This window comes from Ruegeria sp. AD5 (assembly GCF_056542345.1).
Genome location: NZ_JBQFZR010000003.1, coordinates 284274 through 304401 on the forward strand (window position 1 = coordinate 284274; position 20128 = coordinate 304401).

Annotated in this window: 20 protein-coding genes; 10 read left to right on the forward strand and 10 right to left on the reverse strand. The window is 58.7% G+C overall.

Translation table 11 applies throughout. From position 1 onward, the window contains the following. Positions 1 to 71: 71 nt before the first annotated feature. From rsmI to gshB, 3 genes are all read left to right on the forward strand, one after another. The gene (gene rsmI, locus ACR0JG_RS17795) at positions 72 to 929 is read left to right on the forward strand and encodes a 16S rRNA (cytidine(1402)-2'-O)-methyltransferase (RefSeq protein ID WP_480571549.1); all 858 of its coding nucleotides are present in this window, start codon (positions 72 to 74) and stop codon (positions 927 to 929) included. Between the two features lies 1 nt (position 930). Further along, positions 931 to 1302, forward strand: a complete 372-nt coding sequence (locus tag ACR0JG_RS17800; RefSeq protein WP_480571551.1) for a YraN family protein — start codon at positions 931 to 933, stop codon at positions 1300 to 1302. A gap of 61 nt (positions 1303 to 1363) precedes the next feature. Continuing rightward, positions 1364 to 2296: a glutathione synthase gene (gene gshB / locus ACR0JG_RS17805; protein ID WP_480571554.1), complete on the forward strand. Its 933-nt coding sequence runs from the start codon at positions 1364 to 1366 to the stop codon at positions 2294 to 2296. On the opposite strand, the gene ACR0JG_RS17810 is transcribed toward gshB, so the two are convergent. Genes ACR0JG_RS17810 through cobU form a run of 4 tightly spaced genes read right to left on the reverse strand, consistent with a single transcriptional unit; the run spans position 2293 to position 5894 of the window. Next, positions 2293 to 3807, reverse strand: a complete 1515-nt coding sequence (locus ACR0JG_RS17810; protein WP_480571557.1) for a YifB family Mg chelatase-like AAA ATPase — start codon at positions 3805 to 3807, stop codon at positions 2293 to 2295. The genes gshB and ACR0JG_RS17810 overlap by 4 nt on opposite strands. 47 nt (positions 3808 to 3854) lie before the next feature. Next, entirely contained in the window at positions 3855 to 4739 is an 885-nt protein-coding gene (locus tag ACR0JG_RS17815) for a glutathione S-transferase N-terminal domain-containing protein (protein ID WP_480571560.1), read from the reverse strand. 58 nt (positions 4740 to 4797) lie between these two features. After that, a complete protein-coding gene (locus ACR0JG_RS17820; protein WP_480571563.1) occupies positions 4798 to 5376 on the reverse strand; it encodes a histidine phosphatase family protein in 579 nt (192 codons plus the stop codon). After that, on the reverse strand, positions 5373 to 5894 hold the full coding sequence (gene cobU / locus ACR0JG_RS17825; RefSeq protein ID WP_170514161.1) for a bifunctional adenosylcobinamide kinase/adenosylcobinamide-phosphate guanylyltransferase: 522 nt from the start codon (positions 5892 to 5894) through the stop codon (positions 5373 to 5375). The genes ACR0JG_RS17820 and cobU overlap by 4 nt, the downstream gene beginning before the upstream one ends. A gap of 103 nt (positions 5895 to 5997) precedes the next feature. Between cobU and ACR0JG_RS17830 the strand changes: the two genes are divergently transcribed. The 6 genes from ACR0JG_RS17830 (at position 5998) to ACR0JG_RS17855 (ending at position 12573) form a co-directional block, all read left to right on the forward strand. Further along, positions 5998 to 6876 (forward strand): RNA polymerase factor sigma-32, encoded by an 879-nt coding sequence (locus tag ACR0JG_RS17830; protein WP_170566354.1) that lies wholly within the window; start codon positions 5998 to 6000, stop codon positions 6874 to 6876. Beyond that, entirely contained in the window at positions 6873 to 7694 is an 822-nt protein-coding gene (locus tag ACR0JG_RS17835) for a ChaN family lipoprotein (RefSeq protein WP_170395880.1), read from the forward strand. Before ACR0JG_RS17830 ends, ACR0JG_RS17835 begins: the two co-directional genes overlap by 4 nt. Positions 7695 to 7757: 63 nt before the next feature. Then, positions 7758 to 8954: a bifunctional phosphopantothenoylcysteine decarboxylase/phosphopantothenate--cysteine ligase CoaBC gene (gene coaBC / locus ACR0JG_RS17840; RefSeq protein WP_170395882.1), complete on the forward strand. Its 1197-nt coding sequence runs from the start codon at positions 7758 to 7760 to the stop codon at positions 8952 to 8954. 26 nt (positions 8955 to 8980) lie between these two features. Further along, on the forward strand, positions 8981 to 9436 hold the full coding sequence (gene dut, locus ACR0JG_RS17845; RefSeq protein WP_170566362.1) for a dUTP diphosphatase: 456 nt from the start codon (positions 8981 to 8983) through the stop codon (positions 9434 to 9436). Beyond that, positions 9436 to 10482: a HesA/MoeB/ThiF family protein gene (locus ACR0JG_RS17850; protein ID WP_480571566.1), complete on the forward strand. Its 1047-nt coding sequence runs from the start codon at positions 9436 to 9438 to the stop codon at positions 10480 to 10482. Before dut ends, ACR0JG_RS17850 begins: the two co-directional genes overlap by 1 nt. 75 nt (positions 10483 to 10557) lie before the next feature. Beyond that, entirely contained in the window at positions 10558 to 12573 is a 2016-nt protein-coding gene (locus ACR0JG_RS17855; protein ID WP_480571569.1) for a M3 family metallopeptidase, read from the forward strand. On the opposite strand, the gene ACR0JG_RS17860 is transcribed toward ACR0JG_RS17855, so the two are convergent. Genes ACR0JG_RS17860 through ACR0JG_RS17885 form a run of 6 tightly spaced genes read right to left on the reverse strand, consistent with a single transcriptional unit; the run spans position 12570 to position 19129 of the window. After that, positions 12570 to 13502 carry a 2-hydroxyacid dehydrogenase gene (locus ACR0JG_RS17860; protein WP_480571572.1) on the reverse strand — a complete coding sequence of 311 codons (933 nt, stop codon included), beginning with the start codon at positions 13500 to 13502 and terminating at the stop codon, positions 12570 to 12572. The genes ACR0JG_RS17855 and ACR0JG_RS17860 overlap by 4 nt on opposite strands. 10 nt (positions 13503 to 13512) lie before the next feature. Beyond that, complete coding sequence (rodA, locus tag ACR0JG_RS17865; protein ID WP_170395892.1) at positions 13513 to 14652, reverse strand: rod shape-determining protein RodA; 1140 nt, start codon at positions 14650 to 14652, stop codon at positions 13513 to 13515. Beyond that, positions 14649 to 16598, reverse strand: coding sequence for a penicillin-binding protein 2 (gene mrdA, locus ACR0JG_RS17870; protein ID WP_480571575.1), 1950 nt, complete (start codon positions 16596 to 16598; stop codon positions 14649 to 14651). Before mrdA ends, rodA begins: the two co-directional genes overlap by 4 nt. After that, entirely contained in the window at positions 16595 to 17131 is a 537-nt protein-coding gene (locus tag ACR0JG_RS17875) for a rod shape-determining protein MreD (RefSeq protein WP_480571578.1), read from the reverse strand. The genes mrdA and ACR0JG_RS17875 overlap by 4 nt, the downstream gene beginning before the upstream one ends. Further along, positions 17124 to 18026 carry a rod shape-determining protein MreC gene (mreC, locus tag ACR0JG_RS17880; protein WP_170408296.1) on the reverse strand — a complete coding sequence of 301 codons (903 nt, stop codon included), beginning with the start codon at positions 18024 to 18026 and terminating at the stop codon, positions 17124 to 17126. Before mreC ends, ACR0JG_RS17875 begins: the two co-directional genes overlap by 8 nt. Positions 18027 to 18082: 56 nt before the next feature. Next, a complete protein-coding gene (locus tag ACR0JG_RS17885) occupies positions 18083 to 19129 on the reverse strand; it encodes a rod shape-determining protein (protein WP_039523195.1) in 1047 nt (348 codons plus the stop codon). Between the two features lie 154 nt (positions 19130 to 19283). On the opposite strand from ACR0JG_RS17885, the gene ACR0JG_RS17890 reads away from it, so the two are divergent. Continuing rightward, complete coding sequence (locus ACR0JG_RS17890) at positions 19284 to 20069, forward strand: 23S rRNA (adenine(2030)-N(6))-methyltransferase RlmJ (RefSeq protein WP_480571581.1); 786 nt, start codon at positions 19284 to 19286, stop codon at positions 20067 to 20069. Positions 20070 to 20128: the final 59 nt, after the last annotated feature.

Here is a 20128-nt window from a genome sequence, read left to right on the forward strand (position 1 = left end):
TGATCCGGCGTCTGAGGGCACCTTGGTCTATTGAACCGCGATAATAAACGTCACGCTGTGAGGGTCCAGCTTTGAATTTCCAAAAGATCAGATTGGCCGCTGGGCTGTACTTTATTGCCACCCCAATCGGGACGGCACGCGATATTACGCTCAGGGCGCTCGATGTTCTGGCCTCGGCAGACATGATTGCTGCCGAAGATACACGCAGCTTGCGACGTTTGATGGAAATCCATGGCGTGCCGCTCGAAGGGCGCCGTATATTGGCCTATCACGATCACAGCGGCGCGGGCGCGCGGGGCAAAATACTTGAGGCGCTGGAACAAGGGCAATCGGTGGCTTACGCGTCCGAGGCGGGAATGCCGCTGATCGCCGATCCCGGCTATGATTTGGGCCGTCAGGCGGCTGAGGCTGGGCACAACGTGACATGTGCTCCGGGACCGTCTGCTGTTTTGACGGCGCTGACATTGGCGGGGCTTCCCACGGATGCATTTTTCTTTGCCGGGTTCTTGCCCAATGCCTCTGGCGCACGGCGTTCACGAATCGAATCCCTGCGCAGCGTCCCCGGAACGCTTGTCTTCTATGAATCGCCGAAGCGCGTGGCTGCCTGCCTCTCTGATCTCGCGGATATTTTGGGTGGAGACCGACAGGCGGCCCTGTGCCGTGAACTCACCAAAAAGTTCGAAGAAACGCGTCGTGGCACGCTCGCTGATCTGGCAGCAGAGTACGAGGGCTTATCGGTTAAGGGCGAGGTGGTTCTGCTTGTGGATCGCGCCCATTCGCAATCTGTTAAGGACTCTGATGTAGAAGAGGCATTGATAAAAGCTTTGCAAACGCATTCGGTGCGGGATGCGGCAGATTTGGTGTCAGAGATGTTCAGCCTGCCGCGCCGTCCGATCTATCAGATGGCTCTGAAGCTGGGAAAGGGATGATATGGCACAGAGATCCGTTCGGGGTTCTGTATCTTATCACGCTGGACAATCCGCCGAACTTTGCGTGGCCGCCGAATACGTGCGACGGGGTTATTCAATCGCAAGACGCAGGTGGTGCGGTGCTGGCGGTGAAATAGATCTGATCGCGCGCAACGCAGATGGGTTGGTCTTCATTGAGGTTAAGAAAAGCCGTAGTTTTGACCGTGCAGCCGCTCGGATTAGTCGCCGACAGATGGATCGAATTTGCGCATCCGCTGCCCAGTTTCTTGAACAGGAGCCTGCTGGTCAGCTGACGAATACTCGGTTTGATGCGGCACTGGTTGATGACATTGGAACTGTTCAAATCATCGAAAACGCCTTTGGTTTGGACTGACCCCCATTGAACCCGTCAAGCCTCTGCGCCATGTATCGAGCGTGGAATTGAGGGATACACCATGAAGATCGCCTTTCAGATGGACCCAATCGGGGCCGTGGATATCAACGCCGACAGCTCTTTCCGTCTGGCAGAAGAGGCTCAGGTGCGCGGCCACCAGCTGTTTTTTTATGGCCCGGATCAACTGGCTTACCAGGAAGGCAAGATCACGGCGCGCGGCCATGACATGACGGTGCAACGAGTCGCTGGCAACCCGGCAGTGTTGGGCCCTGAGCGTGAAGTGGGCCTTGCTGAATTTGATGTCGTCTGGCTGCGCCAAGACCCCCCGTTTGATATGCACTACATCACCTCGACCCATTTGCTTGACCGGCTAAAAGGGCAGGCCCTGGTGGTTAACGATCCGTTTTGGGTGCGAAACTATCCCGAAAAGCTGCTGGTTCTGGATTTCCCTGAACTGACTCCGCCCACCACGATTGCGCGGGATTTGCGAACCATCAAGGCGTTCAAGGAAAAGCATGGCGATATCATCCTCAAGCCGCTTTACGGCAACGGAGGTGCTGGCGTATTCCGTCTTGATGCGAATGACCGCAACCTGACGTCGCTGCATGAGCTGTTCACCGGCTTTTCTCGTGAGCCTCTGATCGCGCAGAAATTCCTGCCCGATGTGCGCAATGGCGACAAGCGGGTCATACTTGTCGATGGTGAGCCGGTGGGCGCCATCAACCGGGTTCCAGCTGAGGGCGAGACCCGCTCGAACATGCATGTGGGCGGGCGCCCCGAGAAAATCGGCCTGTCCGAGCGAGATATGGAAATCTGCGCTGCAATTGGACCGTTATTGAAGGAACGTGGTCAGATCTTTGTGGGGATCGATGTAATTGGCGACTACCTGACCGAGATCAACGTGACCTCACCCACTGGTATTCAGGAGCTTGAGCGGTTCAATGGCGTGAACATCGCCGAGAAAATCTGGCAAGCGATTGAGGCGAAACTTTAAGCTCCTGCTTTGGCGCTGATGCGAAAGCTCAGCGCCTCGGCGACATGGGGGCGGCGCACATCCGGCTCACCTTCGAGGTCGGCAATGGTGCGGGCCACGCGTAGAATGCGGTGAAAGGCGCGGGCCGACAGGCCAAAGCGTTCCGCGGCTTTCAGCAATAGTTCTTTGCCCTGAGCATCAGGGGCGGCGATTTCTTCCAGCACATTGCCTTCGACATCTGCGTTTTGACGGGTATTTGGCGTGTCGCGAAAGCGATCCGCTTGTATGGCGCGCGCCGCTTCAACCCGCTCTGCGACGGTCGCAGAGCTGTCGCCGGTAGGCGGCAGGTCGAGATCGGTAAATCCGACCGAAGGGACTTCGATGCGCAAATCGAACCGGTCCATCAACGGCCCTGAGATACGCCCCAAGTAATCCTCACCACAGACCGGCGCGCGTGAACAGGCGCGGGACGGGTCCGTCAGGTATCCGCATTTGCACGGGTTCGCGGCGGCTACCAGCATAAAGCGGCATGGGTATTTCACATGGGCGTTGGCGCGGGCGACCATTACCTCGCCGGTTTCAATAGGTTGGCGCAGGGTTTCCAAAACTGTGCGCGGAAATTCGGGAAACTCGTCCATGAACAGGACGCCGTTATGCGCCAGTGATATCTCACCGGGTTTCGCACCTTTGCCACCGCCCACGATCGCCGCCATCGAAGCGGTATGGTGCGGCTCGCGAAACGGTCTGGCGCGGCTGATGCCCCCTTCGTCCAGTAAGCCGCAAAGCGACTGGATCATCGATGTCTCTAAAGCTTCGACCGGGCTCAGAGGCGGCAAAATACCCGGCAGACGCGCCGCCAGCATGGATTTGCCGGAACCCGGTGTCCCGATCATGATCAAATGATGCCGCCCGGCTGCGGCGATTTCCAAGGCGCGTTTGGCGCGCTCTTGCCCCTTCACGTCCCGCAGGTCCCGTGCGTTGGGTGATAGTTTCACTTCGCCCGGTGTCGCAGCGGGCAGCGCAGACTGACCGGTAAAGTGCCTTACTACATCCCCAAGCGAGCCCGCTCCGATTACCTGCGTGGCATCCACCCACGCGGCTTCGGCGCTCGAGGCGCTGGGACAAAGCAAGCTGCGATCATCGGCGGCTGCTGTCATTGCGGCGGGCAGCGCGCCGACGACGGGTACCAGAGAACCATCCAAAGACAACTCGCCCAACGCGACAGCGCCCTCGGCAGCATCCGCTGGAATGATTTCCAACGCAGTCAACAAAGCGACGGCGATAGGCAGGTCGAAATGGCTGCCCTCTTTGGGCAGATCGGCAGGCGAAAGGTTAATCGTGATCCGTTTCGACGGCAGCGCGATCGCCATCGAACTTAGCGCGCTGCGCACCCGGTCCCGTGCTTCGGAGACTGCCTTGTCCGGCAATCCCACGATGGAAAAGGCCGGAAGGCCGGGTGAGACGGCGCATTGCACCTCGACCGGGCGGGCATCGACCCCTTGAAAGGCAACGGTGTGGGCGCGGGCGACCATGGCAATCCTGTTCTTGGTTAACAGGACGTTACTGCCATGGCTGCAGTTTAAGAATCGTTAACGTCAGCAACCATCGCCGTAAATTTCGGCCACGCCTCAGGGTCGGCAATGGTCTTGTCTCGGCAAAACGGATTACAAAAGCCCCAAATCTTGCCATCGAGTTCCAGATAGTCTTGTACAGGCTTGCCGGAATAGGGGCAGGCTGTGTTGACCGAGGGGCCGTTGCTGACCGCCAATGCCCCTGAATCCCCGCCAATTGGCCAGCTGTGTGCGGGAAGGTCTTGCGTATACGGGAAGGGCTCATACGCGACCGTCATGCCCATGGCGCGCCATTGCCGAACTGCGATATCAGAGAGCAGGTGCATGCAGTATGCACGATTGACCTCGGACACGGGCAGGCCATAGCCGACAATCCGCGCAGCGACCGGCGTGTAGAAAACATCAGCCAGAGAATAGGCACCAAACAGCGGGCCCGACGCGCCGCCAGAGACCTTCCGTGCATGGGCCCAGAGGGTTTCGATCCGCTGCAAATCAGTCATCGTTTCAGGTGAAGGTTTGAACCCTTCCCAGCAATGTTTCAACTGCATGGGGCATTGCCCCCGCAGCGCTGTGAAACCGGCTACCATTTCAGCGCAAAGCCACCGTGCTGTGGCGCGCGCTGCGGGGTCTGACGGCCAAAGCCCTGCTTCGGGGTGGCGTTCGGCCAATGTCTCTGCCATCGCGAGGCTTTCGCCGACCACGGTTCCATCTGGAAGACGCAGCGCAGGAACAAGGCGCGCCGGGGCCAGCGGTTCCATATCCGCCGCCATGGTGCCGGAATAAAGGCCAATCGTGTGGGTGCGGTATGGCAGGCTGAATTTCTCAAGCATCAGCCATCCGCGCATGGACCAGCTGGAAAACAACCGGTCACCGATAAAGAGCTCATATGTCATGCGGCAACGATGTCGGACAGAGACGCGTCGGTAAATCAGAGATTTGTGCGCACACCTATCACGGTCGGTGATTGATCCGACCCACGGTCCAGACATCGTTGTGGTGCGTGATCTCGGTCACGGACAGGTTGTCGATGCGGTGACCAAATGCGTGTTGGGCGTCCATGTCCAGAGCGCGTTGGACCTGAGTCAGGATAACTCCGAAATGGGCGACCAGGACCAGGTCACATCCGGTATGGGCCGCGATCAGGGTGTCGACGACCCTATCGACACGCGCGCGGACCTCATTCCAGCTTTCCCCGTTTGGAGGCCTGACCTCGCCCGGATTATCCCAGTAGGCAAAGCAAAGCTCGGGATCTTCCGCCTCGATCTCGGCGAAGGGGCGCATCTCCCAGTTGCCGAAATTGATTTCGCGCAGATCGCGGTTGTGCGGAAGGCGGAGTCGCGTGCCTTGAATGGCGCTGGCCGTATCGCTGGCGCGTGACAAGTCTGATGAGATTACGACGGCATTGGAAGGCAGATGCGCATCAAGCCGTGCAATCGCGGCCTCATCACTCAAGTCGGCAGGAAGGTCGGACCAGCCTACCATAGTTTTAGCATGGGTGGGGCCGTGCCGTACCAAATGCAGGCGCGTCATAGGGGTTGCCCTTTGAGAACCAGCGGCAGCCCGGCCGTAACCTGCACCACCCGATCTGCCTGCGCAGCCAGAGCGATGTTCAGCCGTCCCTGCGCCTCGCGGAATCGACGGGACAAGGCGTTGTCGGGGACGATCCCGTGGCCGACTTCGTTTGATACCACGACGATCTGGGCGGCACAGGTCTTCATCGCCTCAAGCAGTCCGGCCTGTGCTTCCTCTAGGTTATTCTCTGCCAGCAGGTGATTTGTCAGCCACATGGTTGCACAATCGATCAGGCAAATCTGATCATTTGTCAGCTTGGCGAGTTCCGGCAATAGATCAAATGGCGCTTCGATCGTCGTCCACCCGCTGCCGCGTTGTGCAATATGTTGCCTGATTTTTAGGCGCATCTCGTCATCAAACACTTGTGATGTCGCAAGGTAAACGCGACTTTTCCCAGTTGAAACAGCAAGTTGCTCCGCAAAAGCAGATTTTCCGGATGCAGCGCCGCCTAGGATAAAGGTTAAATCGGCATGCACTTTTATTACCTTTCTGGTGATCCACCCGGTTTTGTCCTGCGTATCGACCACAAGTCGGCAAGGCAAGCCCGGCCCATCGCCTGTGATAAAAGGGGAGAATTGCATGGCACTCGACAACGCACATGATTTTTCGATGTCCCGTAAGGCAATGAAGGCCGAGTTGCTGGATGCCGAGACAGAACTGAAACTGGCCTATGCCTGGCGCGATGAACGCGATGAACAGGCGCTGCATCGCCTCATTACGGCTTACATGCGGCTGGCGATATCAATGGCGGCGAAATTCAAACGCTACGGCGCGCCGATGAATGATCTGATTCAGGAGGCGGGACTGGGCTTGATGAAAGCCGCCGACAAGTTCGATCCGGATCGGGGGGTGCGGTTTTCAACGTATGCAGTGTGGTGGATCAAGGCCAGCATTCAGGATTACGTGATGCGCAATTGGTCGATGGTGCGCACTGGTTCGACCTCTTCCCAGAAATCGCTGTTCTTCAACATGCGTCGGGTACAGGCGCGTCTGGAGCGCGAAGCCGCGACTGAGGGGCTGGAGCTGGATCGCCATCAGTTGCATCAGAAGATTGCCGCCGAAATCGGAGTCCCGCTGCGTGATGTCGAGATGATGGAAGGCCGTCTGGCAGGGTCCGATTTCTCGCTGAATGCGGTGCAGTCTGCAGATGAGGACGGGCGCGAGTGGATTGATGCGCTGGAAGATGACAGCGAACAAGCCGCCGAGGTAGTAGAGAACAGCCACGACAACCAGCAACTGCGCGAATGGCTGGTGGCGGCGATGCAAGCTTTGAACGATCGCGAGCGGTTTATCGTTCGCGAAAGAAAACTGCGTGAGCCTGCCCGGACGCTGGAAAGTCTTGGGAAAGAGCTTGGCCTGTCGAAAGAGCGTGTGCGCCAGCTCGAGGCGGCAGCATTCACAAAGATGCGCAAGAACCTTGAAGCGCAATCGCGCGAGGTGCAACACTTCTTCGCATGAAACCTCTTGCGATTCTTACAGCTTTTGTGTTGCTCGCCACTTTGCCTCAAACGGTTCGAGCTGCTGAATTTATCCCTCAGGACGTGTTGGCCGACATGCGGGCCGCGGATGTCGTCATTCTGGGTGAGATACATGACAACCCTCAGCATCATCTGGTCCAAGCCGAAGCAGTTGAGGCAATCACGCCCACGGCGGTTGTCTGGGAGATGGTGACCGAAGAAGGTGCTCAGCGGTTGGCTCAAAAAGCGGCAACCAATCCCGAGGAGCTGTCCCGAATTCTGCGCTGGGCAGAATCCGGCTGGCCGCCTCTCAGAATGTACTACCCCATTTTTCAGGCCGCGGATGTGCCGGTGTATGGCGCGATGGTTCCGCGTGAAGCGGCCCGCGCTGCTATGGAACGCGGGGCGGCCACAGCGTTGGGGGCTGATGCGGCCAGATATGGATTGACTGTACCTCTGTCGGATGAAGATCAAGCCGCACGCGAGGCTGATCAACTGGCGGCACATTGCGACGCATTGCCCGCTGAAGTTCTACCGCAGATGGTAGCCATTCAACGTCTGAGGGACGCTGTGTTGACCCGAGCCATTCTGCGCGCCACCGACGAAACTGGTGGGCCTGTCGCGGTTATCACTGGCAATGGCCATGCCCGTAAGGATCGCGGAATTCCGACTTTTCTGTCGCGACTGCGCCCCGGTTTGAAGGTCTTTGTACTTGGACAATCCGAAGATGGGGTCGTGAGCGGGGATTTTGATGCTGTTATCGATAGCCCCACAGTCGAGCGAGAAGACCCCTGCAAAGCCTTTGAGGTGCAGAATTAACTGCTGGAACTGCCCGCCAGCGTTGCCTAATGTCAGGGCCGACCGGGACGGGAAGGGCGAGCCATGCTGTCATCGAAACGTATTCTGCTGATTATCGGCGGTGGGATTGCGGCCTACAAGTCGCTGGACCTGATCCGGCGGTTGCGGGAACGTGGTGCGGCGGTCACGCCGGTTTTGACGCGTGCTGCCGAAGAATTCGTAACTCCGTTATCCGTGTCTGCCCTCGCCGGTGAAAAGGTCTATCGAGATATCTTTGATCTGACCGATGAAGCTGAGATGGGTCATATTCAGCTTTCCCGTTCGGCTGATCTGATCGTGGTTGCTCCGGCAACGGCCGATCTGATGGGTAAGATGGCAGGCGGGTTAGCTAATGATCTGGCCTCGACCCTTTTGATGGCGACCGATACGCCGGTTCTGTGTGCGCCTGCGATGAATGTCCGCATGTGGGAGCATCCCGCAACCCGGCGTAACCATGCGCAACTGGAAGCAGACGGCGTGCGTTTTGTCGGCCCCAACGAAGGCGATATGGCTTGCGGTGAATACGGTCCGGGCCGCATGTCGGAGCCACTTGAAATTGTCGCTGCGATCGAGGCGCAGTTCGGGGATGGGCCTTTGGCTGGCAAACGTATTCTGGTGACCTCGGGCCCGACACATGAACCAATTGATCCGGTACGTTACATCGCCAACCGATCGTCGGGCGCGCAGGGGACAGCTGTCGCACGCGCGCTATCTGCGCTGGGGGCCGATGTTACATTTATCACGGGTCCGGCTGACGTGCCTCCTCCAGACGGCGTGAAGGTCGTGCGTGTAGAGACCGCGCTGCAAATGTCGGATGCGGTCGACGCAGCGCTTCCGGTGGATGCGGGGGTATTTGCAGCTGCAGTGGCCGATTGGCGGGTATCCAGTGCCTCGGACCAGAAGCTGAAGAAAAGCCGCGACGGGGTGCCCGCGCTAGAGTTTGCCGAGAATCCCGACATTTTGAAGCGCATCGCGCGAATGGGAAGTGGCAGGCCCGTTTTGGTAGTGGGTTTTGCCGCCGAAACAGACAACGTGATCGAACATGCTACGGCCAAACGTGCCCGCAAGGGATGTGACTGGATCGTTGCGAATGATGTCAGCCCCGCGACAGGTATCATGGGCGGTTCTGAGAATGCGGTGATCCTGATCTCAGAGCAAGGTGCCGAAGAATGGCCGCGTATGGGCAAGGATGATGTGGCAAAGCGGCTGGCAGCCAAGATCGCCGGCGCGTTGACCAGATAGCAGCCATAAAGACAAGAGGTACAGGTATGGTGGCAATTCGCGTGATCCGAGAGGAGGGGGCTGACCCGTTGGTGCCCTTGCCTTCATACGAAACCGCGGGTGCTGCCGGAGCGGATGTGCGCGCCAATCTGCCGGATGGTACGTCTATTATTCTGGAACCGGGCCGTCGTGCGCTGATACCGACAGGCCTTAGGATCGAAATTCCGCAGGGGTTCGAGGTTCAGGTGCGTCCACGATCGGGCCTTGCCTTGAAACACGGGATCACCTTGCCCAACACTCCGGGTACAATCGACAGCGACTATCGCGGGCCATTGGGCGTGATCGTGATGAACGCGGGTCAGGACCCCTTCGAGATTGCGCATGGCGAACGTATCGCGCAACTGATCGTTGCACCGGTGGTGCAGGCCATGTTCCAGGACGTTGAGGCTCTGACCGAGACTGATCGCGGCGCGGGCGGGTTCGGTTCAACCGGGCGGGGCTGATGCTGCTGGTTCTGATCCTTGCTGCCGGGCTTTGGGGTGTTGGCTATATTGCCGGGGTGTCGCGCAGCGCGCGGCTGGTTTCTGTTGGCGCGCTCTTGACAGGCGTGATTATTGCTCAACTTCTGCTGCCTGAGGGAAACCCGTTGCGTCAGGCGACCGGTGGGTCGGCAGCGATGTGGCTGATCCTCGCTGGAGCGGCTGTGCTGGTGCTGCTTTATGGGCGGGGTTTGAAGGCGTTGCGAAATCGCGCCGCGTCCGGCCAGACGTCGGAGCCCGCCAAGCCATCCGAACAGTTCAGCGAGACCGAGCTTGAACGCTATGCCCGCCACATCGTTCTGCGTGAACTGGGCGGTCCCGGCCAAAAGCGAATGAAACAGGCGCGCGTGCTGGTAATCGGTGCGGGGGGGCTCGGCGCGCCCGCCCTGCAATATTTGGCTGCCGCCGGAGTGGGAACAATCGGCGTGATCGACGATGACGTGGTCGAGAACGCCAACCTACAGCGGCAGGTGATCCACCGCGATGCTGATATCGGTATGCCCAAGGTGTTTTCAGCCCAGCAGTCTATGTTGGCGCAGAATCCCAATGTGATTGTCTTGCCTTATCATCGCCGTCTGACCGAAGAGATTGCAACAGATCTGTTCGCTGATTTCGATTTGATCCTTGATGGCACTGACAATTTCGATACCCGCTACCTGGCCAACCGAACGGCCGTTGCGTTGGGCAAACCGCTGATCTCGGGGGCGCTTTCGCAATGGGAAGGGCAGCTGAGTGTGTTCGATCCCGCCACAACCGGCCCGTGCTATCAGTGCATTTTTCCCGAAGCGCCTGCCGCCGGCCTTGCACCTTCTTGCGCCGAAGCTGGAGTAATCGGCCCACTGCCGGGTGTGGTCGGCTCGATGATGGCGGTTGAGGCGATCAAGGTGATCACCGGCGCCGGGCAGGCATTGCGAGGTGAGATGTTGATCTACGATGCGCTATACGGCGAAAGCCGCAAGATCACCCTGGCGCGTCGCACCGATTGCCCGATCTGCGGGGCATCTCATTAAGGTGGGCTCAAATTTTCGGGTAGCTCTGGATCATTTCGACGGACGGTCTTAGCTATGAGGTCAAAGGAGACCTCAATGACCAATCCGATCCTTTCTGACTGGAACACGCCTTTCGAAATCGCACCGTTTGACACAATCTCGGATGATGATTTTTCCCCCGCGCTGAAACAGGCGATGCACGCACATGATGCCGAGATTGAGGCGATAGCAGCGAGCCCGGACACGCCCACATTCGCCAATACGATCGAAGCGCTGGAGGCTGCAGGCGAGCAGATGGATAAGGTTCTGTCGGTCTTTTTCACCGTTGCAGGTGCGGACAGCAACCCCAAGCGTGAAGAACTGCAACGCGAATTTTCGCCCAAGCTGGCGGCACACTACTCGCGCATCTCATCAAACAAAGCACTGTTTAAGCGAGTGGCGGATTTATGGGGCCGGCGCGATAATCTGGACCTGACCGATGAACAGGCGCGCGTTTTGATGCTGTCTCATCGCGGGTTCGTGCGGGCGGGGGCGGCGTTGACCGGCGCCGACGATGCGAGAATGCAAGAGATCAAGGCCCGTTTGGCGTCTCTGGGCACGTCCTTCACGCAGAACTTGCTGGCGGATGAACGCGACTGGTTCATGGATTTGACCGAAGAAGACCTGCAAGGCTTGCCGGATTTTGTTATCGATGCAGCGCGCGCAGCGGGTCAGGAAAAGGGGGCGGATGGCCCGGTGGTGACCCTCTCTCGGTCGATTATCGTGCCCTTTCTGCAATTCTCGCCCCGCCGGGATTTGCGTGCAAAGGCTTATCGCGCGTGGACTGCACGGGGGGCAAATGGAGGTGAGACCGACAACCGCGAGATTGCGGCAGACATCCTGCGCCTGCGCGAAGAACGTGCCAAGCTGCTGGGGTATGCCAGCTTCGCCGCCTACAAGCTTGAGACCGAGATGGCCCGCGCACCAGATCGCGTGCGAGAGCTGCTGCTGGATGTGTGGGAGCCCGCCAAATCCCGCGCCGACGCAGATGCCGAGGTGCTGACGGCAATGATGCAAGAGGATGGCGTAAATGGCCCGCTGGAGGCGTGGGATTGGCGCTACTATGCCGAGAAACGCCGCAAGGCCGAACATGATCTCGATGAAGCGGCGCTGAAGCCGTACCTGCAACTGGACCGAATGATCGAGGCGTCTTTCGCCTGCGCCACACGGCTGTTCGGGCTGGAGTTCGCGCCGCTTGATGTGCCGCTCTATCATCCCGATTGCCGTGCGTGGGAGGTGACCCGTGACGGGCAGCATATTGCGGTGTTCATCGGTGACTACTTTGCACGCGGATCGAAACGGTCGGGTGCATGGTGCAGCGCAATGCGCGGGCAGGCGAAATACCCGAAAGAACAGGCTCCGGTCGTGATCAACGTCTGTAACTTTGCCAAAGGTGAACCGGCGCTTTTGTCCTATGATGACGCCCGAACGTTGTTTCACGAGTTCGGCCATGCCCTGCACCAGATGCTGTCCAATGTGACCTATGAGAGCATCTCGGGCACCTCGGTGGCGCGTGATTTCGTTGAACTGCCCAGCCAGCTTTACGAACACTGGCTGGAAGTGCCTGATGTACTGGCCGAGTTCGCGACCCACGCCGAAACCGGCGCACCGATGCCGCAGGAGATGTTGCAGAAGGTGCTACAGGCCGCCAATTTCGATCAGGGGTTCCAGACGGTGGAATATGTCGCCTCGGCCCTGGTCGATCTGGCGTTTCATGAGGGGGCTGCCCCCGCTGATCCGATGGAGAAACAGGCCGAAGTGCTGGCCGAAATCGGCATGCCTCGGGCCATTGGAATGCGCCACGCCACCCCGCATTTCGCCCATGTCTTTGCGGGCGACGGTTATAGCTCGGGCTATTACAGTTATATGTGGTCCGAAGTCATGGATGCCGACGCCTTTGCTGCCTTCGAAGAAGCAGACGGCGCGTTTGATCCCGAACGCGCCAAGGCACTGGAGGAACACATCCTGTCAACTGGCGGATCCCGCGAGGCGGAAGAGCTGTATCTGGCCTTCCGTGGACGTCTGCCTGGCGTCGAAGCCTTGCTCAAAGGCCGCGGGCTGATCGCGGCCTAGTACCCAAGCTTTCGGTCAACGAGGTGGAGAAAGGGTTCACCCGCTTCACCTCGGCGAATGTTCTCGCAGATCACCTGAGCTGCGGTAACAGGTCTGGTTTCCGAGGCTATATGTGGCGTCACCGTCACACTGGGATGTGCCCAATAGGGATGCTCGGTCGGCAGGGGTTCGGTGCGGAAGACATCCAGCGTGGCGTGCGCGACCTGCCCTGAATTCAGCGCGGCCAGCAGGGCCTCATCATCGATAAGCGGCCCGCGACCCGGATTGATGATCTTGGCCCCTTCCGGCAACAGCGCCAATGTTTCGGCGTTGAGCGTGTTTTCGGTCGCCGGAGTATCTGGCAGCAGCAAAACCACTATCTCGGCCTGGGACAGTGCATCGCGCAGCCCGTTCTTACCATGCAGACAGGTCACGCCGGGAATAGTCTTGGCGGTACGGCTCCAACCGATGACATGGAAATTCAACGCTGCCAACGCGTGGGCCGATGCTTCACCCAATGCGCCCAAACCCAAGATGCAGACGGTGCGTTGCTGGGCCAGTGGTGGCGCATCAGGTGTCCAGACCCCATCCTGTAGCGTAATGTGTTGGTCCATCCCAAGGTGATAGCGCAGCACATGGCCCACCACCCATTCCGTCATGCCTTGCGTAAACCCCCCGTCAACCATACGCGCCAGCGGAACGGTCAAGGTTTCATTGCCCGAGATTTTCTCAACCCCAGCCCAGAGGCTCAGCACCGCCTTGAGCCGTGTGAAGGGCGTGAAATCCTGTACCCCTCCGTTCGGGGCGTAAACGATGTAGTCGACCTGATCTGCAGGGATGTCCGTGGCCAGATGAAAATCTAGCCCTGCGTCCGACAAGTATTGATGCATCAGAGCTTCATACTCGGGCCACAACTCAGGGCGCGCGGAAAACAGGACATTCACGGGCATGGGAAACCTTTCAGCGGGGACGATGTATATGGGCGCTTTGAACGATGCCAAAGGCGGCCATCAGGACCAGCATGGCCGAGCCGCCATAACTGACCATCGGCAGCGGTACTCCGACCACTGGGGCCAGCCCCATCACCATCGACATATTGACGGCAAAGAACAGGAAGAAATTCAGCGCGATCCCAAGTGTCACCAGAGACGAGAAACGATCCTTGGTCGACAGCGCCGTGACCATACAGAAGATCAGGATCAAACCGTAAAGGATCAACAGTGTGATGCCGCCGACAAAGCCGAACTCTTCGGCCAAGGTGGTGAAGATGAAATCGGTGTGTTTTTCGGGCAGGAAGTTAAGACGTGATTGCGTTCCCTGCATGAAACCGCGCCCATTCCAGCCCCCCGAACCCAGAGCGATCTTGGATTGCGTGATGTGATATCCCGCTCCCAACGGATCGGTTGAAGGATCCAGAAACGTATCGATGCGTCGGAACTGGTAATCTTTGAGCAACTGCCATTCAGTCCCTCGGCTGTTGAACACCGCAGCGATCAGGCCGACCCCCGCTGCAATCACGGCAGCGAAATAGGCCCAATGCACCCCGGCAAGGAACATCAGACCACCACCAGCAGCCAATAACAGGATCGATGTGCCTAAGTCGGGCTGGCGCAGCACCATGAATGTCGGGATCAGGATCAGAATGACCGGGATAATCACCCAGAGCGGGCGCGAGGTTTTGTGCGCCGGAAGCCAGTCGTAATAAGCGGCCAGCACCATCACCAACGCCACTTTCATTACTTCTGAGGGTTGCAGCCGCATGAAGCCCAGATCAATCCAGCGCTGCGCCCCCATGCCGATCGTTCCAAACAGTTCGACCACGATCAGTAGACCGATCGCGCCCAGATAGGCCACAACCGACATGTTCCGCCAGAACCAGATAGGCACAAGCGCGATGATAAACATGGCTGCCAAGCCCAGACCGAACCGTTCCATTTGCGGTTCCGCCCACGGCATCCAGGATCCACCCGCGACCGAGTAGAGCATCAGGAACCCCGCGCTTGCCACGCTGATCAGCAACAGGGTGAGCGGCCAGTTCATATAAAGGAACTTGCGAAACCCCGACGGCGTGGATTTGACGGCATATTCAAGATAGCTCATGCGCGGTCCTTCTCGTCAGGACGCGCTTTGGGGCGACGGTCACCCTCCAGCCGTTTCTGTTGTTCTTTGATGCGCTCTCGGTCTCCGGCCGGATACGCCTCGAGCGGTGGCGTGCCATCGTAGAGTGCCTGCAGCATGATATCGCGCGCCACTGGGGCCGCGGCTTTGGAGCCGCCGCCGCCGTGTTCCACCACCACAGCCACAGCGTATTTCGGATTGTCATAGGGGGCGAAGCTGACGAACAGGGCATGGTCTCGACGCTCCCATGGCAGGTCTTCGTTTCGGATCACACCTGCGGCGCGTTCTGCCTTGGTAATATTGCGCACCTGACTGGTGCCGGTTTTGCCTGCCATGCGGAACTCATCGGCGATGATGCGACTGCGATACGCGGTGCCACGCCTGTTATTCGAGACTGTGAACATGGCTTTGCGCACTTGCTCAAGGTTGTTGCGGTTCACCTGCAGCGGTTCACCCGCGCCCGAGGGCTGCTCAACCCCATTGATTGATCGAACAAGGCGTGGTTGCACGGCGCGACCTGTCGCCAAACGCGCGGTCATCACGGCCAATTGAAGCGGTGAGGCAAGCATGAACCCCTGACCGATCGACGCGTTTGCGGTGTCGCCTACCAGCCAGTCCTGTCCGTGAACCCGCTGCTTCCATTCCTGATTGGGGGCAAGCCCGGCGGCAACGGCAGACATCGGAATGTCATGTTTGATACCCAGTCCGAAGGTGCGTGCCATCTCGGAAATCCTGTCGATCCCGACACGTATTGCTACGTCGTAATAGTAGACGTCGCAACTGCGCTTCAGCGAGGTTTCAAGGTCAACCGTCCCGTGCCCGCCGCGTTTCCAGCAGTGAAAGCGGCGGCTGCCCACTTTCATGTGACCCGGACAGTACACCGTGCTGGAAGGGCTGATCACCCCGGCTTCGAGCGCAGCCATGGCGGTGATCATTTTGAAAGTCGATCCAGGAGGGTAGGTGCCCTGTACTGTCTTATTGGCAAGCGGGCGATACTTGTCCTGCGTCAGCATCTGGTAGTCCGCCACCGAGATCCCACGCACGAACAGGTTCGGATCGAAGCTGGGGGCCGAGCTGATGGCGCGGATGTCGCCGGTTTCGCAATCGATCACGACCGCAGCGGCGCTTTCCCCAGCCAATCGCGCCTGCGCGTATTGCTGCAGATTGGCGTCGACTGACAATTGCAAATCTGCCCCGGCTTCGCCGACCTGGCGGTCCAGCTCGCGCATCACCCGGCCTGTGGCGTTGACCTCAACCCGCTTGGCCCCGGCCTTGCCGCGCAAGGTGATCTCTTGCTTGGCTTCCAGCCCGACCTTGCCGATCTGGAACCGTGGGATGCGCAGTACCGGCTCGGGGTCTTCAATCTGGCTCAGATCATAGTCGCTGACCGGGCCGACATAGCCGACCACATGGGCGAAATCTTCATAGCGCGGATACTGGCGTGTCATGCCGACCTCGGGCGTGACACCAGGCAGTGCGGGGGCATTGACCGCGACTTTCGAGATATCCTCCCACGTTACTTGATCGGCCAGCGTGACCGGCAGAAACGGGGCCGATCGGCGCATTTCGGTTTTGGCACGTTCGATCTCATCCTCGGTCAATGGGATCAGTTCCGAAAGCTTGGCGATAACCTTGTCGATATCGCCTGCATCCTCGCGCACGATGACGATGCGATAGGACTGAGAGTTTAATCCTATGATCTGCCCGTTCCGGTCATATATCCGGCCCCGGGTTGGTGGGATCAGACGTATGTTGATCCGGTTTTCTTCGGCCAGCAGACGGTATTCATCCGCTTGATCCACCTGCATGAACCGCATTCGGGCGGCCAGCCCTCCGACGAATGCAGCCTGTAACCCACCAAGTATCACCGCGCGGCGCGGCAGACGTTTGTAAGCCAGACCCTGAGGCTTTGGTTTGCGCTGCTTCATGACCGCACCCGTGGCATCGTGCTGTCGGCAACAGATTTGCGCCTTACGCCAAACACAGTTTGGCTCAACAAAACCATCACAGGATAGATTGCGATTGTCAGAATAACTTGCACCACTACCGGTCCCAGAGTTGCCTGTTGCACCGAGAGGATAGCAAGAATGAGTCGATTGAGCACAAACACAACCGTGATCACGGCCCCGACGGTTGCCCATTCGCCCACAAACCCGCTGTCTTTCATGCCAGCTGCAGTGGAATGAAGATAGGCTGCACCCAGAACCACTAACGCAGCAAGCAACCCCGGTGGGCGTTGCAACAGCAAATCGGCCATGAACATGACCATGGCAATGATCAGGATCGGAATATATTCCGGCCGCCGCAGCACCCATGCGTAGGTAAGAGCGATCAGTATGTCAGGAAAGGGCAGGCGATCAGGTTTTGTATCCAGCGGCAACAGGTGCAGAAACACCACAAATACCGCCAGCGCGACATAGAGACCGCGCTTGGCCCACAGATCTGAGACCGACCTATCCATCATTGACCTCGGATGGAGTCAAGGATGCTTCGGGTTGACGGGGCCCGACGATATCACCGGATTCCGTGATCGGTGGGGCCGACTGATAGCGTAGTACGCGCAGAAACTCGAGCCGCTCGAAATCCGCCGATAGCCGCACGCGCAGCCTGCCGCCGGGATCAACCGTAATTTGACCGATCAGCAAGCCACCGGGGAACACACCGCCATCGCCCGACGTGACAACCCGGTCACCAGGGCGCACGAGTTCCCGGTTTTCCAGAAACTCCACCGCAGGGGCTGAAGTATTGTCTCCTGCGATCAGCGCTGTCTGCCCCGAAGGTTGGATTGTCGCCGGGATCGCGCTTGAGGCATCGGTCATCAGAATTACGCGGGCGGTATCGGGGCCCACGCCCGAAATACGTCCGACCACGCCGATCCCATCCATCGTGGCCCAGCCATCCACTATCCCGTCACGCTCGCCTACGTTCAACAGCACAGATTGCCTGAAGGGTGAGCCGCTATCGGCCATCACAACTCCTGTGACATAGGTCAGGCGCGGATCGAGCCGTACGTTGTTGAGATCCAGCAGGCGGGCGTTTTCCTGTTCCAGCTGCAGCGCGGCCTCTTTCCAGGCGCGCATCAGGCGCAGCTCGCTGCGCAATTCCTGGTTCTGCTCGCTGAGCCGCTGATAGCTTTGGAAATCACGAGACAGGTTCACCAGCGCAGTGACCGGAACCATCGCCCACTCCATCGAGGGGACAACCGTGTCCACCACCTGCGCGCGGAACCGTTCGACGCGCGGGCTGTCAATGCGCCAGACGAGGAAAATACCAAGCAGGCACAGAACAACGATCCCCAGAAGCAATCGGCGCAGGGGTGTCGTGTATTCATCGCGCTGTGATCGGTCCTTTGCCACAGGTTACCTTCCCGTGCTGCTCGTGCCCGAGTTTTCACCCCTTCAGGGTGCGCGCCTTAGCTTTCGTAGTCAATCGCGTGGCGCAGTTGTTTTTCGTATTCCAGCGCCTTGCCGGTGCCCAAAGCCACACAATTCAGGCTTTCATCGGCGATCGACACGGCCAGACCGGTCTGTTCGCGCAGAGCAAGGTCAAGATCGCCCAGCAAAGCTCCGCCTCCGGTCAGCATAACACCCCGGTCCACGATATCAGCCGCCAGATCGGGCGGCGTGGTTTCCAGAGCTGTCATTACCGCCTCGCAAATTTGCTGCACGGGTTCAGACAGCGCTTCGGCCACCTGAGCCTGACTGATCTCGATTTCCTTCGGTACACCATTTAACAAGTCGCGCCCGCGAATATGCATCGACTGGCCACGCCCATCGTCTGGCATCCGTGCGGTACCGATGGTGGTCTTGATCCGTTCCGCAGTTGATTCACCCACCAGCAGGTTCTGTTGACGCCGCAGATACGATATGATCGCCTCATCCATCCGGTCGCCACCAACGCGAACCGAGCGGGCATAGACGATATCGCCCAGCGACAGAACCGCGACCTCGGTGGTGCCGCCGCCGATATCGACAACCATGTTGCCGGTCGGATCGGTTATCGGCATCCCCGCGCCAATCGCAGCCGCAATTGGTTCGGCAATCAGGCCCGCGCGGCGCGCGCCTGCGGACAGAACCGACTGGCGGATTGCGCGTTTTTCAACCGGGGTTGCGCCATGAGGGACGCAAACGATGATCTTGGGTTTCGAGAATGTCGAGCGTTTATGGACCTTGCGGATGAAATGCTTGATCATCTCTTCGGCGGTGTCGAAGTCCGCGATGACACCCTCGCGCATCGGACGGATGGCTTCAATGGAGCCCGGGGTCCGGCCCAACATCAGCTTGGCGTCCTCGCCAACAGCAAGGACTTTCTTGACCCCATCCTTGACGTGGTAGGCAACGACCGAGGGCTCAGACAGGATCACTCCGCGCCCTTTGACATAAACCAGCGTGTTCGCTGTTCCAAGGTCGATAGCCATGTCCGCTGTGAACAGGCCGCCCAGATTGCCAAAGATGCCCATATTTCCCTGATCCCGTTTGTCAGAATTTCCACTGCCCGCGACTCGACGGTTCCGGGACGGATGCCTTATAGGGTGCCAACTCGCCCGGTTAAAGGGCTGATTCCGCGACAGTCAGCACCTTTCCGCCTTATTGATGGGGACTTTAGAAGGCATAATGCTCTCATATCAACACATTTACCACGCTGGAAATCTGGCTGATGTGCAAAAGCACGCTTTATTGGCGTGGACGCTGCGTTATTTGACCCAAAAGGACAAACCCCTCAGCTATATCGAAACGCACTCCGGGCGTGGACTATATCACCTTGACGCGGCTGAGGCGGTTCGAACGGGTGAAGCTGTCGCCGGGATCGGGCGCGTCAGGCGCGAAGGTTGGTTTGATTCCGATCATCCAATGGCGCGGGTGCTGGATACCATACAGGCCAGTCACGGCGTGCAAGCGTATCCCGGTTCACCTCTGATTGCGGCCAACCTGCTGCGAAAACAGGATAGCCTGCATTTCGCCGAGCTGCATCCGCAGGAACATACGGCACTTTCACTGGCGCTGTCTCCTTTCGGGGCGAAGGTTTATCGGCAGGATGGGTTTGAGTTGGCCCAATCGTTGCTGCCTCCGACCCCGAGGCGGGGCATGATGCTGATCGATCCCAGTTATGAAGTGAAAGCCGAGTATGACCGTTTGCCTGGGGTGATCGCGAAGCTGCACCGCAAATGGAATGTGGGTGTGATCGCACTTTGGTATCCAATCCTGACGGATGCACGTCACAAGGCTATGATTTCGTCTCTGAAATCCGCTGGATATCCCAAAACGATTTGCCATGAGGTCACGTTCCCTCCGTCGCGGGAAGGTCATCGCATGGTCGGATCAGGTATGTTCATGTTGAATGCACCCTTCGGGATCGAAGACGAAACGCGCCGCTTGTCGGAGCTGTTCGCTCAGCTTTGATAAGCAAGAATTACACAGGGAAAGCTCCCGTCCTGTTTGCCCGCATCAAAGATGCCGTC

What these genes read in the sequence shown, in the direction of transcription:
- ACR0JG_RS17850 (WP_480571566.1), top strand. Translation starts at nt 9,436, where the DNA reads ATGCTGCTGGTTCTGATCCTTGCTGCCGGGCTTTGGGGTGTTGGCTAT.
- ACR0JG_RS17860 (WP_480571572.1), bottom strand. Translation starts at nt 13,502, where the DNA reads ATGCCCGTGAATGTCCTGTTTTCCGCGCGCCCTGAGTTGTGGCCCGAG.
- ACR0JG_RS17800 (WP_480571551.1), top strand. Translation starts at nt 931, where the DNA reads ATGGCACAGAGATCCGTTCGGGGTTCTGTATCTTATCACGCTGGACAA.
- rodA (WP_170395892.1), bottom strand. Translation starts at nt 14,652, where the DNA reads ATGAGCTATCTTGAATATGCCGTCAAATCCACGCCGTCGGGGTTTCGC.
- gshB (WP_480571554.1), top strand. Translation starts at nt 1,364, where the DNA reads ATGAAGATCGCCTTTCAGATGGACCCAATCGGGGCCGTGGATATCAAC.
- ACR0JG_RS17820 (WP_480571563.1), bottom strand. Translation starts at nt 5,376, where the DNA reads ATGACGCGCCTGCATTTGGTACGGCACGGCCCCACCCATGCTAAAACT.
- mrdA (WP_480571575.1), bottom strand. Translation starts at nt 16,598, where the DNA reads ATGAAGCAGCGCAAACCAAAGCCTCAGGGTCTGGCTTACAAACGTCTG.
- dut (WP_170566362.1), top strand. Translation starts at nt 8,981, where the DNA reads ATGGTGGCAATTCGCGTGATCCGAGAGGAGGGGGCTGACCCGTTGGTG.
- coaBC (WP_170395882.1), top strand. Translation starts at nt 7,758, where the DNA reads ATGCTGTCATCGAAACGTATTCTGCTGATTATCGGCGGTGGGATTGCG.
- ACR0JG_RS17885 (WP_039523195.1), bottom strand. Translation starts at nt 19,129, where the DNA reads ATGGGCATCTTTGGCAATCTGGGCGGCCTGTTCACAGCGGACATGGCT.
- ACR0JG_RS17835 (WP_170395880.1), top strand. Translation starts at nt 6,873, where the DNA reads ATGAAACCTCTTGCGATTCTTACAGCTTTTGTGTTGCTCGCCACTTTG.
- ACR0JG_RS17855 (WP_480571569.1), top strand. Translation starts at nt 10,558, where the DNA reads ATGACCAATCCGATCCTTTCTGACTGGAACACGCCTTTCGAAATCGCA.
- ACR0JG_RS17890 (WP_480571581.1), top strand. Translation starts at nt 19,284, where the DNA reads ATGCTCTCATATCAACACATTTACCACGCTGGAAATCTGGCTGATGTG.
- ACR0JG_RS17810 (WP_480571557.1), bottom strand. Translation starts at nt 3,807, where the DNA reads ATGGTCGCCCGCGCCCACACCGTTGCCTTTCAAGGGGTCGATGCCCGC.
- ACR0JG_RS17875 (WP_480571578.1), bottom strand. Translation starts at nt 17,131, where the DNA reads ATGGATAGGTCGGTCTCAGATCTGTGGGCCAAGCGCGGTCTCTATGTC.
- ACR0JG_RS17815 (WP_480571560.1), bottom strand. Translation starts at nt 4,739, where the DNA reads ATGACATATGAGCTCTTTATCGGTGACCGGTTGTTTTCCAGCTGGTCC.
- ACR0JG_RS17830 (WP_170566354.1), top strand. Translation starts at nt 5,998, where the DNA reads ATGGCACTCGACAACGCACATGATTTTTCGATGTCCCGTAAGGCAATG.